Annotated in this window: 16 protein-coding genes; 10 read left to right on the plus strand and 6 right to left on the minus strand. The window is 37.5% G+C overall.

Annotated features, from left to right (window positions below):
• The first annotated feature begins 76 nt into the window (after nt 1–76).
• Nucleotides 77–2,455 carry a choice-of-anchor L domain-containing protein gene (locus tag ACM40_RS14430; protein ID WP_048503451.1) on the plus strand — a complete coding sequence of 793 codons (2,379 nt, stop codon included), beginning with the start codon at nt 77–79 and terminating at the stop codon, nt 2,453–2,455.
• 65 nt (nt 2,456–2,520) lie between these two features.
• On the opposite strand, the gene rsmA is transcribed toward ACM40_RS14430, so the two are convergent.
• Nucleotides 2,521–3,291: a 16S rRNA (adenine(1518)-N(6)/adenine(1519)-N(6))-dimethyltransferase RsmA gene (rsmA, locus tag ACM40_RS14435; protein ID WP_048503452.1), complete on the minus strand. Its 771-nt coding sequence runs from the start codon at nt 3,289–3,291 to the stop codon at nt 2,521–2,523.
• A gap of 91 nt (nt 3,292–3,382) precedes the next feature.
• Between rsmA and ACM40_RS14440 the strand changes: the two genes are divergently transcribed.
• The 7 genes from ACM40_RS14440 (at nt 3,383) to ACM40_RS14470 (ending at nt 8,857) form a co-directional block, all read left to right on the plus strand.
• Entirely contained in the window at nt 3,383–4,282 is a 900-nt protein-coding gene (locus ACM40_RS14440) for a cell division protein FtsX (RefSeq protein WP_048503453.1), read from the plus strand.
• A 2-nt stretch (nt 4,283–4,284) separates the two neighbouring features.
• Nucleotides 4,285–4,581, plus strand: coding sequence for a DUF3098 domain-containing protein (locus ACM40_RS14445; RefSeq protein WP_083996869.1), 297 nt, complete (start codon nt 4,285–4,287; stop codon nt 4,579–4,581).
• A 99-nt stretch (nt 4,582–4,680) separates the two neighbouring features.
• Nucleotides 4,681–5,499 carry an undecaprenyl-diphosphate phosphatase gene (locus tag ACM40_RS14450; RefSeq protein WP_048503454.1) on the plus strand — a complete coding sequence of 273 codons (819 nt, stop codon included), beginning with the start codon at nt 4,681–4,683 and terminating at the stop codon, nt 5,497–5,499.
• A gap of 4 nt (nt 5,500–5,503) precedes the next feature.
• Nucleotides 5,504–5,956: a hypothetical protein gene (locus ACM40_RS14455; RefSeq protein WP_048503455.1), complete on the plus strand. Its 453-nt coding sequence runs from the start codon at nt 5,504–5,506 to the stop codon at nt 5,954–5,956.
• Nucleotides 5,956–6,654, plus strand: a complete 699-nt coding sequence (gene truB, locus ACM40_RS14460) for a tRNA pseudouridine(55) synthase TruB (RefSeq protein WP_048503456.1) — start codon at nt 5,956–5,958, stop codon at nt 6,652–6,654. Before ACM40_RS14455 ends, truB begins: the two co-directional genes overlap by 1 nt.
• A gap of 62 nt (nt 6,655–6,716) precedes the next feature.
• Nucleotides 6,717–7,439, plus strand: a complete 723-nt coding sequence (rluF, locus tag ACM40_RS14465; RefSeq protein ID WP_048503457.1) for a 23S rRNA pseudouridine(2604) synthase RluF — start codon at nt 6,717–6,719, stop codon at nt 7,437–7,439.
• Nucleotides 7,440–7,636: 197 nt separating this feature from the next.
• Nucleotides 7,637–8,857 carry a hypothetical protein gene (locus tag ACM40_RS14470; protein WP_048503458.1) on the plus strand — a complete coding sequence of 407 codons (1,221 nt, stop codon included), beginning with the start codon at nt 7,637–7,639 and terminating at the stop codon, nt 8,855–8,857.
• 79 nt (nt 8,858–8,936) lie between these two features.
• Here ACM40_RS14470 and ACM40_RS14475 read toward each other — a convergent pair whose 3' ends face one another.
• Both ACM40_RS14475 and ACM40_RS14480 read right to left on the minus strand, forming a co-directional pair.
• Nucleotides 8,937–10,208 carry a helix-hairpin-helix domain-containing protein gene (locus ACM40_RS14475; RefSeq protein WP_083996870.1) on the minus strand — a complete coding sequence of 424 codons (1,272 nt, stop codon included), beginning with the start codon at nt 10,206–10,208 and terminating at the stop codon, nt 8,937–8,939.
• A gap of 359 nt (nt 10,209–10,567) precedes the next feature.
• The gene (locus tag ACM40_RS14480; protein WP_034704939.1) at nt 10,568–10,912 is read right to left on the minus strand and encodes a MerR family transcriptional regulator; all 345 of its coding nucleotides are present in this window, start codon (nt 10,910–10,912) and stop codon (nt 10,568–10,570) included.
• 184 nt (nt 10,913–11,096) lie between these two features.
• Here ACM40_RS14480 and ACM40_RS14485 point away from each other — a divergent pair, with 184 nt between their 5' ends.
• Complete coding sequence (locus ACM40_RS14485; RefSeq protein ID WP_048503460.1) at nt 11,097–11,978, plus strand: AraC family transcriptional regulator; 882 nt, start codon at nt 11,097–11,099, stop codon at nt 11,976–11,978.
• A gap of 92 nt (nt 11,979–12,070) precedes the next feature.
• Here the strand turns inward: ACM40_RS14485 and ccoG are convergent, their stop codons facing one another.
• Nucleotides 12,071–13,513, minus strand: coding sequence for a cytochrome c oxidase accessory protein CcoG (gene ccoG / locus ACM40_RS14490; RefSeq protein WP_048503461.1), 1,443 nt, complete (start codon nt 13,511–13,513; stop codon nt 12,071–12,073).
• Nucleotides 13,514–13,779: 266 nt separating this feature from the next.
• On the opposite strand from ccoG, the gene ACM40_RS14495 reads away from it, so the two are divergent.
• The gene (locus ACM40_RS14495) at nt 13,780–14,673 is read left to right on the plus strand and encodes an SMP-30/gluconolactonase/LRE family protein (RefSeq protein WP_048503780.1); all 894 of its coding nucleotides are present in this window, start codon (nt 13,780–13,782) and stop codon (nt 14,671–14,673) included.
• Nucleotides 14,674–14,696: 23 nt separating this feature from the next.
• On the opposite strand, the gene ACM40_RS14500 is transcribed toward ACM40_RS14495, so the two are convergent.
• Both ACM40_RS14500 and ACM40_RS14505 read right to left on the minus strand, forming a co-directional pair.
• Nucleotides 14,697–15,512 carry a PhzF family phenazine biosynthesis protein gene (locus tag ACM40_RS14500; protein WP_048503462.1) on the minus strand — a complete coding sequence of 272 codons (816 nt, stop codon included), beginning with the start codon at nt 15,510–15,512 and terminating at the stop codon, nt 14,697–14,699.
• 32 nt (nt 15,513–15,544) lie between these two features.
• Nucleotides 15,545–16,852, minus strand: coding sequence for a DEAD/DEAH box helicase (locus ACM40_RS14505; protein ID WP_048503463.1), 1,308 nt, complete (start codon nt 16,850–16,852; stop codon nt 15,545–15,547).
• Nucleotides 16,853–17,038: the final 186 nt, after the last annotated feature.

Genomic DNA, 17,038 nt, shown 5'->3' on the forward strand with positions numbered 1-17,038 from the left:
TTTTTTATATTAAAAAATAGATAAAAAATATAGGATATATTTAGAAATAAATTAAATTTGTTGAAACAAAAGTATTATGCGAAGAAATCTACTATTCCTTTTATTTTTCTTAGTCGTATCGACATTTTTATATTCTCAAACAGACGGGCCCCGTAAGCCTCCCAAAAATCAACCTTCAGGATCAGCTACTCAGAAAGCGGGCACTTTTATTGATGTGAATGCTCCGGGATATACGGAATCCAGCTATTCCATTACACAGCTGGTGAAAGATGTCCTGATCTCTTCAGGTACAAATACCTGCGTAACACCTGCGGTATCCAATGTAAAAATTACTCCGAACCATGCCGTATCTGATGCTGACAGATCATGGGGGTATTTCCACAAAGGAACTACCAATTTCCCCTTCAAGGATGGGATTGTGCTTTCTACAGGGAAAGCCAGAAGAGCAGGTAACGGACCGGAAGGGAACCTGAGTGATAATAACGGTGGAGGAACGGATTCCGATCTTGCACAGGCCATCGGATCTACCGGAACACTGACGGATGCTGTTCTTTTGGAATTTGACTTTGTACCTACCACTTCACAGATTAAATTTAATTATATCCTGGCATCAGAAGAGTACTCCGGTTCATTTCCATGTCAGTATGCGGATGCTTTTGCTATTTTGCTAAGACCAACATCGGGTGGACCTTACCAGAACATGGCAATATTACCTGGCGGTGCCGGTCCTGTAAGCATTACGAATATTCACCCGTTAATTTCCGGTGGCGGAGGATGCCCTGCTGTTAACGAACAGTTTTTTGGAGGCTATAATACCGGTAATGTTGAAACGAATTTTGAAGGAAGAACAATTCCTCTTACTGCAACTGCGACTGTAATGGCAGGGCAGCAATATCACTTTAAAATGGTTGTTGCAGACTATTCACCGGGAAGTTATGAAGATCATGGCTGGGACTCTGCTGTATTTTTAGAAGGAGGATCATTTAACATTGGTGTTGAGCTTTTAGACCCTAGTGGTGCCACTTTGCCTTCTGATATCAATGTATGTGATAATGAACCTCAATTAATTACTGCTTCGGTAAGCGACCCTAATTTATTGTACCAATGGTATCTGAACGGCGCTCCTATAACTGGGGCAACTACTAATACCATTACGGCTGTTCAACCGGGAACTTATACTATTGAGGTAAGTGTTCCGGGGAATCCTTGTCCGGGTAAAGCGACTATACAGATTCATGGAGGAACTACTCCACAGGCACAGGATGCTACGCTTCTGCTATGTTCCACGCCGGATATTACCACCTTTGACCTGACTGATGCTATGCCTTCAATAAGCCCGACTCCGGGAGCAGTATTCAAATTTTATGTCAATCAGGCTGATGCTGTGGCTCAGAATGGTAATTATATTCAGAATATTTTAAACTATAACGGTACAGATGGACAGATCCTGTATGTTGTAGTATCAAACGGAGGGTTCTGCAGCAAAATGATAGAGCTGACCCTGCAAAAAGAAACCACACCAAAAGCAGGTATTAAATCTTCCAGAATAAAAATATGTCCGGGAGAGTCAGTAACCCTAACTGCTGATGGAGGCGTAACCTACCAGTGGGGTAATTTCCCTGGTACCGGAAATACCCAAACTGTAACTTTATACCAAACTACGACATTTACAGTGTATGCAGTCGGGACAAAAGGTTGTCGTTCATTAAACCCTGCTTCCATAACAGTAGAGGTAACCCCTGAGATTACCTCACCTTTAAAAGATGTAGAAATGTGTTTGGGTGACCGTATTACATTAGATGCTGGTGCCGGTCCGAATTATAAATATTTATGGAGTACGGGAGCGACTACTCAGACTATTACTGCAGACAGCTGGGGTATTTACACCGTAGAAGTCGATAACGGATTCTGTAAAAAGATTTTCACGGCGAAAGTAGGAGGTGCAGCCACTCCTTTTGTGACAGCAGTTCAGTATGAAAGTGCTAAGAAAACCGTGACAATTATTGCTGAAAATCCTATGATGAACAATACGCCAAGTACTTTGGAATATTCCCTGGATAATGGAATTACATGGCAGCAGTCCAATATTTTCACCAACCTTTTAGACAATACCAACTATACTGTATTGATCAGAAGAGTAGGGACTCATTGTGTTGGAACTTTTGATTTCTATACACTTCAGATCAATAATATCATTACACCGAATAATGATGGGGTGAATGATGTATTGGATCTTAAAGCATTGGGTGAATTCAAAAATTTCACAGGATCTATATTTGACAGATATGGCGTTGAAATGTTCAGGTTCTCTAAAGAAAAACCGGTCTGGGACGGAACAGTGGGAGGAAAAAAACTTCCTACAGCGACTTATTGGTATAAGTTTAATTTCGAATACCCTAAGTCAAAAGCTCAGATGAACTGGTCCGGATGGATCATGCTTAAGAATCGTGAATAAAAGACAAAGGATACAGAAGAGCCTTTCAAGAAAACTTGAAAGGCTTTTTTATTTTTGAACTGTCTTTATTGATTCTGTTTCCAGAGATTGGCAAAACCGATAAAATCTGAAACACTGAGCTCTTCTGCTCTTTTATCTAAGAATTCATGAGTTTTTAAAGCTTCAGGAATATTCAGGATTTTCAGGGAATTTGAAAGCTTTTTTCTTCTCTGGTTAAACCCTGCTTTTACGATCTGTTTGAAAAGAACTTCATTTCCTGCCAGGCCTTCTTTTGGATTCCTTGTCAGCCGGATAACGCCTGATTTTACTTTAGGAGGCGGATTAAATACATTTTCGTGAACCGTGAACAGATAAGAGACATCGTAATATGCCTGGATCAGGACAGAAAGAATACCATAATCTTTAGTTCTGGGTACGGCTGCCGTTCGCTCGGCCACTTCTTTCTGGAACATTCCTACCATTTCAGGAATCTGCTGATAATAATCAACAATCTTGAAAAGAATCTGGGAGGAGATGTTGTATGGAAAATTACCGATGATCGCAATCTGCTCTCCATTGATAAAATGGAAATCCTGCTTCAGGAAATCTCCCACAAAAGTATTTTCCGTAATCTTAGGATAGTTGTTTTTCAGGTATTCTATAGATTCGGTATCAATCTCTGCCAGATAGACCGTCTGATCTTTTTCCAGCAGGTATTTGGTAAGAACGCCCATTCCGGGACCTACTTCCATGACGTTTTTATAGCCTTCAAAACTAAGACCTTCCACGATTTTTCTCGCGATATTTTCATCTGTCAGAAAGTGCTGTCCAAGATGTTTTTTTGCTTTTACACTCAAAGTTTTTTATGATTTTATTAACAATGATTTTCTTTATTTCGTCCCAAATTTCGGAAGATTTTTTCTATTTTAGCCAAAAATTTTAATATTAATGGCTAAATCTGTTGATGAGTTTAATAAGAAAAGGCTTCGGTCAAGCAATATTACAGTAGTAATAAGTATCGCATTAGTGCTATTTTTGTTAGGATTAATGGGGCTTATTTTAATCAATGCCCAGAAGTATTCTGATTACATAAAAGAACAGCTTGTGGTAAATGCTTATTTTGATGAAAATTTTGATGTAAAAGATTCTGTAAAAATTGCAAAACTAGAAGAAGAAACTTTTAAAAAGGTACAGACATTAGCTCCTGTAAAAAAAGCGACCTATATTTCAAGAGATATGGCGGCTAAAGAAGCCAAGAAAACGATGGGAATAGACAGTGATGCGCTTTTTGAGGAAAATATTTTTCCTTCATCTATCGAGGTGGCATTAAAACCTGAATATGTGGATCCGGCTAAAATTGATGAAGCCATTAAAGTGATTAAAGCCGTTCCGGGGATTGTAGATGTTAAAAATGACAGTACTCTGATGGTGGATGTTTATAATAACCTGAGCAGAATCCTGAAATGGATCCTGGGTTTTTCTGTTTTATTCCTGATCCTGGCAGTTGTTTTAATTAACAATTCAATCCGTCTGAAAATATTCTCCAAGAGATTTATTATCAAAACCATGCAGCTGGTAGGGGCTAAAAGAAGGTTTATCCTTAAGCCGTTTATCATTGAGGCAATTATTCTGGGAGCTATAGGATCCTTGATCGGGCTTCTGGCACTGGGGGGTGTATGGTATTACTTTACAAGCCAGATTGGTTCAGCTTTCGTACAGGATACCAACCAATATTTCTGGCTGGTTATCTTAGTGCTTGGCGTAGGAATTTTTATATCTGTCCTAAGTACCATTTTCGCTACATGGAGATTCTTAAAATCAAACGTTGACGATTTATATTACTCTTAATAATGAGCAAAAAAACAAATAAACTGACCGCTTCAGAGTTTGGCAAAGAAACCGAAGTACCACAGGAAAACACCTTTTATTTCGGGCAGCAGAACTTCAAGTGGATGCTGATAGGTCTGGCCTTTATCGTAGTAGGCTTTCTACTGATGATGGGACCGGATGCTAACACGGTAGATGGTAAATTTGATCCCAATGCATGGAATGACGGTATTTTTTCCATCCGCAGGATCAGAATTGCGCCGCTGTTTGTAGTGATAGGCTTTGCAATAGAAGTTTACGCTATTTTAAAAAGAAAATAAATTATACATTCTTTATTTAGAGATTAAAAGGTGAACGGATTTAGATAAACTTTCTAAATTCAGCATCTTTTAATCTTTAAACTTTTATATACACAAAATATGGATTTAATTAAAGCAATCATTATTGCTATTATTGAAGGGCTTACAGAGTATCTTCCTATTTCTTCTACCGCACACATGGGATTTGCAGCCAATATTATGGGTCTGCAGGAAGATGAATTTCTGAAAATGTTCCAGGTGTCTATTCAGTTTGGGGCTATTCTATCCGTTGTGGTGGCCTATTGGAAAAAGTTTTTTGATCTGAAAAATCTTCAGTTTTACTATAAGCTTGCTTTTGCTGTAGTTCCGGCATTGGTGCTGGGCTATTTATTTGATGATAAAATTGAAGCTGTTCTGGGAAACCAGATTGCTATTTCTTCAGTTTTGGTATTGGGAGGAATCGTTCTGCTTTTTGCGGACAAATGGTTCAGAAATCCTGTAATTGATGATGAAAAGGGAATTACCATCAGAAAAGCAATTACCATAGGTTTTTGGCAGTGTCTGGCGATGATGCCGGGAACCAGCCGAAGTGCTGCTTCTATCATTGGAGGGATGTCACAAGGGCTTACAAGAAAAGCTGCGGCGGAATTTTCATTTTTCCTGGCAGTTCCAACTATGCTGGCAGTAACCGTATATTCCGTTTTCCTGAAAACATGGGGTAAAGAATCCGGAAACCCTCAAAAAGGATATGAAATGATCATGGCATCTCAGGATCATATTATGATCTTTGTGATAGGAAATATTGTGGCATTTATCGTCGCATTGATCGCTATTAAAGCTTTCATCGGGGTATTGAACAAATATGGTTTCAGACCCTGGGGATGGTACCGTATCTTTGTGGGAATCGCCCTGCTAATCTATTTCTATTTCTTTAAATAAGTTTATGAAGATTAATATTATTTTAAAGCTATTGGTATTTTCCGGTTTAATTGTTTCCTGTACGCCTGCCCATACGCTGTTCGTAAAAAATAACACTGGTGAAAGAACAGAATTCTTTGTTGAACTCAAAGAAAAAAACACAGCTGAAGATGTATTAATCTGCAAAGAGCTTGTACCAGATGAAAAGCTGGACCATAAACCTTTTATGGAATATAGCAAAGGAGGAAAATGTTACCGTCAGAAAATTACATCTGTCAGTAAAACAAGCTATAAGTTCAATTTACCGGAACATTATACAGTGAATATTGCCCCTAATAATTCCGTGTATCCTTTTAAGAATATTTATTACTTCATTGGAGATAAAAAATGCTTTGTTAATGTAGAAAACGGCCCTGAATGCAGGCAGAAAGTCAATAAACTGCCAAGTTTAGTAAGTATCACCGAAATTTTAGAATAATGACTGCTGAAGAATTGCAATCAGGATATGTTTTTTTATTGGACAAACCTTTGGACTGGACTTCTTTCCAGGCTGTCAATAAAATGAAATACAAACTCAAAAGAGAGTTTAATCTTCCCAAGAAATTTAAAATAGGCCACGCCGGAACCCTTGATCCAAGAGCAACAGGCCTGCTTATTGTCTGCTGTGGGAAATTCACAAAGAAAATTCCTGAAATTCAGGATGCTCCTAAAGAATACTGGACCGAAATTAAAATAGGTGTACAGACAGAATCTTATGATACGGAAAAACCTGAAATACTTCATCAGGATATAGCCCACATTACCGAAGAACAGATAAAAGAAGTTCTTGAAAAATTTGTAGGGGAAATAGAACAGAAACCGCCGGTATATTCAGCAATAAAAGTTGACGGACAAAGAGCCTATAACCTGGCCAGAGCAGGAGAGGAAGTAGAGATGAAATCAAGGAAAACAACCATTTTCTACATTAATGATATTAAAATCAACCTTCCTTTGGTCGGCTTTACAGTAGGCTGTTCAAAAGGAACGTATATCAGAAGCCTGGCTCATGATATTGGGCAGGAATTGGGAGTAGGCGCCTACCTTACTCAACTCAGACGTACTAAAATAGGTGATTATACCATTGAAAATGCTACAACAGATTTCCTGGACAACGAATACAGATTTGAAAATTTATAATTAAAAGTCGTATTTTTACTTATCCCGGGAAATTAAAATTATACAGGTTACGGAGAAGACTAATGGAAAAAACGCGTATCAATAAATATTTATCAGAAGTCGGTTATTGCTCAAGAAGAGCAGCGGATAAGCTTTTGGAAGAGGGAAGGATAACCATTAACGGAAAAGTTCCGGAAATGGGGACCAAAGTTTCGGATGAAGATCTTGTAGAAGTAGATGGAAAACCGATCCGTGAACCTCAGGATAAGCCTGTTTACATTGCTTTTAATAAACCTGTGGGCATCGTCTGTACTACAGACACCAAACGTGAGAAAAACAATATCGTAGATTATATTAACCACCCGAAAAGAATTTTCCCCATTGGAAGGTTGGATAAGCCCAGTGAAGGCCTTATTCTGCTTACCAGCGACGGAGATATCGTTAATAAAATCCTGAGGGCAAGAAACAACCACGAAAAAGAATATATTGTACGTGTAGACAAACCCATTTCTCCTAAATTCCTTGAAAAAATGAGAAACGGAGTCCCGATTCTGGACACAGTCACTAAAAAATGTGAAGTAGAAAAGATCGATGATATGACTTTCCGGATTATCCTTACCCAGGGACTGAACAGGCAGATCCGCAGAATGTGTGAATTCCTTGGTTACGAAGTAAAGAAGCTGAAACGTATCCGTATCATGAACATTAAGCTGGATCTTCCGGTAGGGAAATGGCGCGATCTTACAGAAGAAGAATTTAATACACTCAGCAATCTCCTTTCTGATTCTGTCAAAACAATCGATTAAGTTGAGATCATTAATATAAAAAGTAAGCAGGGAAATATTTTCCTGCTTACTTTTTTATATCTGTTATTTTGTAAACGATCATAATAGGAAATATTAAAATGTTATTATTCAATAATATTCACACATTGGTGTAATATTTTTAGTTTGTTAGTGAAAATATATTATATTTATAAAGTAACTATTAAAACTAAAAAACCATGAAATTAAAATTTAATTTACTCTCCCTTATTATTTTAACAATATTTTCTAATTGTCAAAATGATAACCATAATCCGGATCTTCCGCATGATACTTCTTTTTATATTGACTATAGAAGTTTGGAAGGATTGTCGGATGGTATAGCTGTAATTGAGCTTGATCCTGAAGCCCCAAATTTCGGACATATCAGCAGCAAACTTGAACTGGGCGTTGGTGTTCTGCCTCACCATCTCTATTATAATCAGGGCGCAAATAAATTGTATACCACTGCTTTAGGAGGCAATTATCTCTACCAGATACAAACGGAAAAAGACAAAAACGGACAGCCAAAATTAGTGAATGCTACCCCTATTGATACTGGAGAGAATACCGTAGGAGAAAATTTATTTTTTACCAATGATGGAAGATATTTTATGACTTTTATGGGCGGGGCAGGAGGACCAAAAGATGGTAGTATAGGTGTTTTCAATGCCAGTAATAACCAGCTTATTAAAACAATTAAAGCTCCCATTCAAACCAATCCAAATCAATTTATTATGTACCCGCATGGTATTTCTGTTAATGAGGAAAAGGGATTAATGATGGTCACTTCAACCATTCACCCGGATCTTACTACCGGAATGGGAAATACCTGTACCTTATTAGATATGAATACTTATGAATTAAAAGAGACCTACCTGGTAGCAGACTCACAAACAGATATGTCCAGTCCGGTCGAGGTTCTGCTGCTGCGTGGAAAATTTCCACAATTTGCCCTTGCAACGACAATGCTGGGTGGCGATATCTGGATTGCTCCATACAATACCACCACCAAAAAGTATGATGCTTTTAGTAAAATATTTGACGGAAGTACACAGGGATTAGGTTGGACACTCGAAATGTACATCGATGATAACAGCAGGCTCTATGTAAGTTTTGCAGATCCTGGAAAAGTTTTGGTTTTTGATATAAGTAACCTCCCTCAGCTAAAGCTTTTAAAAACCCTTACCGCAGATAAAGGAGCACATCATATGGTTTTCTTTAAAACCAAAAAAGGAAAAGAAGTGGTAGCAGTACAAAATAACCTGCTGGATATTCCAAACTTAAATTCCGGAACCATCAGTGTTATTGAGATCGAAACGGGAAAAACATTAGGGACCATCGATTTACGTAACAAATATGGAATACTGCCTGAATCAATTGAAGGAACCAATGGTCCCAGCAGCTATATGCATCACTAAACTTAAAATAATACGCCAAATTAAAAACTATCCAAAATAGCAGAAGTTGTTTTGGGTAGTTTTTACTATGGGATTCCAGTTATTTTAGATATAATTTCATTCTTTCTTCATATTCAGGTTTTAATTTTAAAAGCTTCAGAATTTTCTTATCATCCGTGTAGGTCGTCCTGTAGAATATGATTTTATCAGCAGAATATTTGAAGTAGGGATGATCTTTCAGCCATTCTTCAGGGGCTTCCGTTAAAGTATATTTAGGAACATTTGAAATATCTAGCGAGGCAATAGAAATTAATTTTTGAACCAGATTTTTATCAATGTTATAGGTTTCTAAAATTTGTTGTTTATTGACAAAACCTCTCAGTTTTTTTCTAAAGCCGATCATGGATCCGGCACTTTTTTCATCCAAACCAAATTCCAGCAACTGCTTGAAAGTGATCAGATTTAAATCAACTTTTGAAAAATCAGTTTCCTGTTTTTGAATCAGATTGGTTGTTGGGGTAAGCTTAATATAAGGTTTTAGCTCCTGAAATTTTTCATCAGAAATAACAAAACACTTCTGTATATCTTCAAGAGATTTAAAACTTCCCCTGAGATTTCTGTCACGGTAATTAACAATTGTGCCTGCCTGCTTTTCAGAGAATCCCAGGGCCTTCCATCCATTAAGATCTAAAACGTTGGGATCAAATGTATGATACCGGATATCAGATTTTATAGCGTACTGATTCCCGGACTTTTTAAAATGATCAGGTGTTTGTGCCGGAAGCAGTAAATAGGGCTCAAGCTTGCTGTAATTTTCCGATGAAATGATAAAACATTCTTTGAATTTTTCCTTACTTACAAAACTTCCGCCCAGGTAATTTTTGTATTTTAAAATGGCTTCGGCCTGCTTTTCGCTAAAACCCATCTTCATCCACTCTGAAGAAGAAAGCCTGTCAGGATTGAATTTTTTCGAAACAACAATCTCTCTTTTCTCATTAGTGAATTTTTCAAAATGTCCCCCTTTTGCAGTTTCCGGAAGGAGGATGAAAGATTCCAGTTCGGTGAATTTTTCAGGAGAAATTGCGTAGCATTTTTTAAGCTGCTCTTTTGATGTAAACTCACCTCCTACGATTTTTTTGTAATTGAGAATAGTAGAAACCTGCTTCTCTGAAAATCCTAAATGTTTCCATTGCATTTCATCCAGGTTATTAGGATCGAAATCAGTCAGATTTGGAGAAACAGGATGCTCAATAATGAATTTAATCTCCGGAAAATTTTCTTTTTCCCTGCTGGTATACTTTTGGAAAGCCAGCAGAACGATCAGCAGCATTCCCATGAATGCAAGCTTATGGTAATAGTTTTTTCTCATCATAAAGTAAACTTATCAATAAAAATAAGTTGAAGCAATGAGGAGATACAAAAAGGACAGTTTTGTACAATAAATTCATTTAAATGATTTTTAAATTAAACCTGTGTACATAGTTGTATAGAATTATTTGAAGAAATACCGATAGAAATATTCTTTGAAAATCTCTAAAATAATTTAAAATAAGCCATTGATTTTAATACGGATGAATGTCTAGAACTTTAACTACAAATTTTACAAATTTGCACAAGTGATTGCACTTAACTATTAACAATTTAAATAAAGTCTAACCTAAATATTCGTGCAAATCAGTGAAATCTGTGGCAAATAAATTTTACTTCTTTAGAAAGAACGATAGCATAAAATTATTCAGAATCTCTGTCTGCTAGCGAAGCTTTCAGTTTCTGAAGCTCAGCTTTTATAAATTCAAGACGGTCAATGATGGTAACTGTTTCTGAAATTTTGCTGTTGGTGGTTAAAGCAATTCTTGCTCCATCCAGTGTATACCCCTTTTCTTTCACCAGATGGTAGATCATCTGCAGGTTCTTGATATCTTCAGGAGTAAAGTAACGGTTGCCTTTTTTATTTTTTTTAGGCTTAATGATAGGGAATTCCTGCTCCCAATACCGTATCAGCGAAGTGTTTACATCAAAAGCCTTGGCCACTTCTCCTATGGAATAATACAGTTTGTCAGGTAAATTTATTTTCATTTTACAAATCCTAAAAGCCAAAGATAAAAATTTTTTAAACTCGGATGCAAATATGCACCGGTATTATCTCTGTAAATGTTCTGTATAAAGGTATTCTTTTTCATTGGCTTATTCTTTTTCAGGTTGTGTTCTATCTCTTTTTACTGTAATTTTACCATCTATCCACGATCGTTTATAAACAGCAATGAATCCTATCTCCGTTCTTCATATTGAACTTTTCCAGTCCGGCAGGAATACCTCGGATTTTTATTTCAATACGATGAAGGAGCATCTGGTGGTGGGGCACCGGCATATTGAAAAGCCGCACCGGCATGATTTTTACGCTGCTGTTCTTTTTACCAGAGGAAAAGGAATTCACGAAATCGATTTTCAGAAGTATGATGTTTCAGAAGGGAGTCTGTTTTTCCTTTCTCCCGGGCAGATCCACAGCTGGGAGCTTTCGGAAGATATTGACGGATATATTTTCTTTTGCTCACAGGAATTTTATGAAATGCATTATGTCAACCAGAAACTGAGAAATTTTCCGTTTTTCGGTTCTGTGTCATTTCCCAGGAAATTACAGCTGGATATTGATGAATTGGAAAAAATAAATCGGCTGTTTCAGGAATTGGGGCAAGAGTTCCATTCCCAGAATTTGATGAAGGAAGGATTGAGTCTTTCCCTGATGTCCCAAATTTTCATCAATGCGGTAAGGCTCTTTTCAAAAGATCACGATATACACGCTTCTTCTGCCAGCCTTTCTTATTTTAAACATTACCAGGACTTTGAAAACCTGATAGAACAATATTTTTCCAGCCAGAAATCAATTTCCTATTACGCATCTTTACTGGGAATTACTCCAAAACACCTCAACCGGATTACCCAGTCCGTTGTTCAGAAAACTGCCACCGATATCATTACCGAAAGGGTAGTGCTGGAAGCCAAAAGGATGCTGATGTACCTCGATGAAAGCCTTGTGGAAATTGCTTTCCGGCTTGGCTATGAAGAATATTCCTACTTTGTAAGAGTATTCCGGAAAAGCTCCGGAATGACTCCTACGCAGTTTATGAGAAAATACAAGGTTTAAAAGTTTAAAGTTCAATATTCAAGGTTTAAGAATAGTAGAGAAAAATTTTTGACTTGGTAAGTATTGTTCTGATCCCATAACCGCATCCCGGATCACAGCAAAAGCTTAAAAGGCCCCTCAAACGTAGTTTCAAACGAATCCATCATTTCTCCTTTTTCATCAAAAACGCCAATCACCATATTCTGTTTGGAAAACTTAATGTCTTCTTCAGGAAAAGTAATGTTGATATTTCCTTTCAGGATCTGGTCGCCTTTCAGAATGATTTTTTCTGAACCGAAATAGGTAATTTCCGCATTGGCCGGAGTCATGACTTTGATGGTAAGAACCTTTTTTTCATTAGATTTATTTAAAAGAGTATAAATAAAAGTATTGGTGATTTTGCCATCTTTAATGAAAAATGTGGAACCTGCCGGTTTGATGAATTTAGCCTCCATGGAACCGCGGTCATACATCAGGAATCCCAAAAATCCGATTAATAAAGCCAGGAATACCGTTGTAGCCTTCATTCTTGAGGTAAACCTGAACGGCTCCTGGTTTTCAATTTCTGCTTCTGTGGCGTAGCGGATTAATCCTTTAGGGAGACCTACCTTATCCATGACTTCATCACAGGCATCGATGCAGGCTGTACAGTTGACACATTCCAGCTGCTGTCCGTTTCGAATATCAATACCGGTAGGACATACAACCACACACTGATGACAGTCGATGCAGTCTCCCTTTCCTGCCGTTTTTCTGGCTTCATTATTTCGCCATTTCGAACGGTTTTCGCCTCTTTTGAAATCATAATACACATTAATGGTCTGCTTGTCGATCAATACACCCTGAAGCCTTCCGTATGGGCATACCAAAGTACAAACCTGTTCTCGTAGCCATGCAAAGACAAAATAAAAGGTCATGGTGAAGAATATCATAACAAGGAATTTGACCGAATTGGCTTCCGGCCCTTCCTTCATAATCCGGAATACTTCTTCATATCCCACAATATACATGAACATGAAGTGAGCAATAAGTAATGATATGAATGCAAAAGCAGACCACTTCAGGATTCTTTTTCTGATTTTTTCAGCGTCCCATTCCTGTCTGTCTAATTTCATCTGCTTATTTCTGTCTCCTTCTATCCAGTATTCTATTTTACGGAATACCATTTCCATAAAAAGTGTTTGAGGGCACAGCCATCCGCAGAATATTCTCCCGAAAACTACGGTAAACAGCATGACGAAAATGACTGAAGTTACTGCCCCCAGCGCAAGAATAAAGAAATCCTGAAGGTAAAAGGGCTGTCCAAGGATAAAAAATCTTCTGTCTATTACATTGATCAGGAGAAACGGATTACCATTGATCTTTACAAATGGCAGCCCGAAAAATATACCCAGCATGAGATAACTTGCATAATTTCTGTAGTTGGTATATTTTCCTTTTGGCTTTCTGGGAAAGACCCATTTCCGTTTTCCCGTTTCATCCATGGTTCCTACCGAATTTCTGAATGTTTCATTTTCGGTTTCTATCAATTTATCGCTGCTTGATTCTACACTCATTGTGTTACTTTGTTAGTTTGAAAAAGTATTAAGGGGATATTTGAGGCCGGATCAAAACGATTTTTCAGTCAGTTTTAAAAAGGGAAAAAAATATTGATCTTACCGTAGCAAAGGTCTTAATAAAAGTATTTTTGAACTAATACCATCTGCTTCAAAAATAGGACGATTAGGACATTTGATGTTTTAATTTTATTATATCAAAATGAGTAAATGTATTTGAATCTTATGGCTGATGTTGTAACTTGCAGTTTTTAAACAAGGGAGTAATGAAAAAGATACGCAGTCTGGGTATAATTGGTTTGGTTTTCGCATTGATAAACTGTCAATCAGTAAATACGAGCAAAATGTTTTATGGAGATGTACAGCCGGAGAAGATTTCGGAACAATTCAGTTTTACGGAAGGACCGTCTTCAGATAAGCATGGAAATGTTTATTTTACTGACCAGCCTAATGATAAAATCTATTACTGGGACTGGAAAACCAATAAAATTATAGAGTTTTTAGGCAAAACGGGCAGGGCCAACGGAACTCATTTTGATAAAGACGGAAATCTTATCACCTGTTCCGATGATCAGGGTGAGATCTGGAAAATTTCAAAAGACAAGAAGATAGAAGTTGTTCTGAAAGGTTTCCAGGGAAAAAGACTGAACGGACCTAATGATATCTGGAATGATGCAGCAGGAGGAATGTATTTTACAGACCCTTTATATGAAAGAGATTATTGGGTGGGTTTTAAGCAGGAAATTCCTCATAAAAGTCTTTATTACAGAACAAAAGAAGGCAAAACCGTTAAACTGGAAACCTTTATGCAGCCTAACGGCATTGTAGGAAGTGAAAAGTTTAAAAAGCTTTATATTTCAGATATTGATGCAGGAAAAACCTATGTATACGATATCCTGGGAGAAGGAAAATTGTCAGAGAAAAGACTCTTCTGTGAAATGGGCTCAGACGGAATGACACTGGACAAGCATGGAAATCTTTATTTAACAGGAAAAGGAGTCCATGTTTTTGACCGTCATGGAAAGAAAATTTATCATATTCCTATCCAGGAAGACTGGACGTCTAATGTAACCTTTGGAGGGGAAAATAATGATGTACTCTTCATCACCGCCTCAAAATCTGTTTACACACTGCCGACTAAGGTGAAAGGGGTGAAGTAATTTCTGAATTTTAGGATGAATAGTTAATCGGTAGCCTGATCAATTTCACCGTTCAGGAATATCACAGCATTACTTCTGATTATTGTTTGATCTCCTTTTAATTCTACCTCCATGCTTCCCGTACGTTCAGAGCATTGGAAAGCTTTGAGGATCTTTTTATCAAGCTTCAAAGACCAGTATTTGCATAAAAAGCTTTGTACGCCTCCTGTCACAGGATCTTCATTGGAGCCTGACCATGGCCAGAAGTAACGGTATTCAAAGTCATAACCGGTTTTTGCAGACTGTGCAGTTACCAGAACCCCGCTGATTGTTGTTTTGATCTGTTTTAACGTGGCAAAATCCGGGCTTAGTTCTTCCAGCTGTTTGCTGCTTTCTATCTCCACCATCAGGATATTGTGGTCTTTATTATATTCACAATTGATAATGTCCTGTATCCCGATGGCATTTTTTAAATCATCAGGAAACGGAGATTTCTCGGTTTCATGTACAGGAAACACCATTTCAATCTGGTTATTGTTCTTTCTCAGTTCAAGAATATGCCCGAACTGGGTTTTGAATGTTAAGGTATCAAGATCCGGATATTCCGAAAACAAAACTTTCGCAGAGGCCATTGTAGCATGCCCGCATAATGGAATTTCAGTAACCGGAGAAAAGTAACGGATAGAAAAATCGGCAGTTCCTTTTTGAATGACGAATGCCGATTCCGAAAAGCCGAATTCTTTAGCAACCTGAATCATGTTTTCTTCGGGAATAGCCTCTTTTAAAATACATACAGCTGCAGGATTTCCTTTAAATAATTTATCGGTAAAAGCGTCTGCAATGAATGTTTTAATTTTCATATCTGAATTTTGTTTAATTTGATGTTCTTTAATTAATAAGCAATTTCCATTTTCACTTTCTTGCCCTTCAGCTTTTCAGTGCTTAATTTCTTTAAAACAGCAACTGTTTTATTTCTGGCAACTGCTACATAAGAAGTAGTATCCTTCACTTCAATGATACCGATGTCTTCTTTCTGCAGCTCTCCTTTTTTAATAAGATAGCCTACGATATCCACCTTGTTTACTTTATCCTTTTTCCCGGCACTGATGTAGATGGTCTGGAAAGGAGTCCTCTCCGGAACTTTATTAAAGCCGGCCACACTTTCTTCCGGAGTATTGCTTTTAATGAACGGGAAATTTTCATCCTCGGTCATGATCAGGTAAGCAAAACCTTTGGCATTCATCCTTGCGGTACGGCCGTTTCTGTGAATGAAAGCATCTTCTTTGGGAGGAAGCTGGTAATGGACAATAGATTCCACTTCAGGAACATCTAGCCCGCGGGAGGCGAGATCTGTAGTGATTAAAATCCTTGCAGAATCATTCCTGAATTTCAGAAGAGCACGTTCCCTTTCATCCTGTTCCATTCCTCCGTGGAAAGTTTCCCTCGCAATTCCTTTTTCTCTTAAAAGCTCGGAAATACGGTCTACAGCTTCACGGTGGTTGCAGAAGATGAGTGTTCTTTTGTTTCCTATTTTACATATTAAATGAAAAAGAGTATCCAGTTTTTCCTCAGGGATGGTCATTACCTTTCGCAGCTGGATATCAGGTTTTACATCATTCAGTTTCAGGAAATTAATGATTTTCTCATTTTTTAAACCTGTAAATGCAGGAATTTCATCCATAGCTGTTGCTGAGGTTAAAATTCTCTGGGAAAGACCTTTTAGTGATCCGGTAATGAATTCCATATCTTCATGAAAACCCAATTCCAAAGCTTTGTCAAATTCATCAAGAACCAATGTTTGAATGGTTTCAGGATCAAAATTATTGTTTCTTAAATGATAAACTACACGTCCCGGGGTTCCGATCAGAACTGCCGGAGCTTCAATTAAATTATTGACTTCAATTTTCTTATCATGGCCACCATAACATACGGAAACCTTAAAATCCGTTCCCATCGACTTGAAAACCTGCTCAATCTGCAATGCAAGCTCTCTTGCCGGAACTAAAATCAGAGCCTGGATTCCGGAAGCATCTTTTTTAAGGTTACGGAGAACGGGAAATAAAAAAGCGAGCGTTTTACCTGAACCAGTAGGGGAGAGCAAAACCACATCTGTATTGTTTTCTGTTGTTTTATAGGTGGATTTCTGCATCTGATTCATGTCCTGAATCTGCAGTTTTTGATAAATTGATTGTAGTTCCATGGTGCAAAGGTAGTGAATTTAGGTTGGTAGATAGTAGTTGATAGGGATTAGGGATGTAGTTGTCGTTTATATGAGGAAATATGAATTTGCTCCAGTCTTTTAATTTTTAATCTTTGGATCTTTTAATAATATTAAATCCTGACATTCAGTAATTTAATGAATAATTAAGCAAATCGAAAAGCTTTG

The organism is Chryseobacterium sp. BLS98 (genome assembly GCF_001045445.1).
Classification (GTDB): domain Bacteria; phylum Bacteroidota; class Bacteroidia; order Flavobacteriales; family Weeksellaceae; genus Chryseobacterium.

Excerpts from the sequence above, each read along its gene's own strand:
- ACM40_RS14440 (WP_048503453.1), top strand. The coding sequence starts at position 3,383 with ATGGCTAAATCTGTTGATGAGTTTAATAAGAAAAGGCTTCGGTCAAGC.
- ACM40_RS14495 (WP_048503780.1), top strand. The coding sequence starts at position 13,780 with ATGAAAAAGATACGCAGTCTGGGTATAATTGGTTTGGTTTTCGCATTG.
- ACM40_RS14485 (WP_048503460.1), top strand. The coding sequence starts at position 11,097 with ATGAATCCTATCTCCGTTCTTCATATTGAACTTTTCCAGTCCGGCAGG.
- ACM40_RS14475 (WP_083996870.1), bottom strand. The coding sequence starts at position 10,208 with ATGATGAGAAAAAACTATTACCATAAGCTTGCATTCATGGGAATGCTG.
- rluF (WP_048503457.1), top strand. The coding sequence starts at position 6,717 with ATGGAAAAAACGCGTATCAATAAATATTTATCAGAAGTCGGTTATTGC.
- ACM40_RS14430 (WP_048503451.1), top strand. The coding sequence starts at position 77 with ATGCGAAGAAATCTACTATTCCTTTTATTTTTCTTAGTCGTATCGACA.
- ACM40_RS14455 (WP_048503455.1), top strand. The coding sequence starts at position 5,504 with ATGAAGATTAATATTATTTTAAAGCTATTGGTATTTTCCGGTTTAATT.
- truB (WP_048503456.1), top strand. The coding sequence starts at position 5,956 with ATGACTGCTGAAGAATTGCAATCAGGATATGTTTTTTTATTGGACAAA.
- ACM40_RS14445 (WP_083996869.1), top strand. The coding sequence starts at position 4,285 with ATGAGCAAAAAAACAAATAAACTGACCGCTTCAGAGTTTGGCAAAGAA.
- ACM40_RS14500 (WP_048503462.1), bottom strand. The coding sequence starts at position 15,512 with ATGAAAATTAAAACATTCATTGCAGACGCTTTTACCGATAAATTATTT.
- ccoG (WP_048503461.1), bottom strand. The coding sequence starts at position 13,513 with ATGAGTGTAGAATCAAGCAGCGATAAATTGATAGAAACCGAAAATGAA.
- ACM40_RS14480 (WP_034704939.1), bottom strand. The coding sequence starts at position 10,912 with ATGAAAATAAATTTACCTGACAAACTGTATTATTCCATAGGAGAAGTG.
- ACM40_RS14470 (WP_048503458.1), top strand. The coding sequence starts at position 7,637 with ATGAAATTAAAATTTAATTTACTCTCCCTTATTATTTTAACAATATTT.
- ACM40_RS14505 (WP_048503463.1), bottom strand. The coding sequence starts at position 16,852 with ATGGAACTACAATCAATTTATCAAAAACTGCAGATTCAGGACATGAAT.
- ACM40_RS14450 (WP_048503454.1), top strand. The coding sequence starts at position 4,681 with ATGGATTTAATTAAAGCAATCATTATTGCTATTATTGAAGGGCTTACA.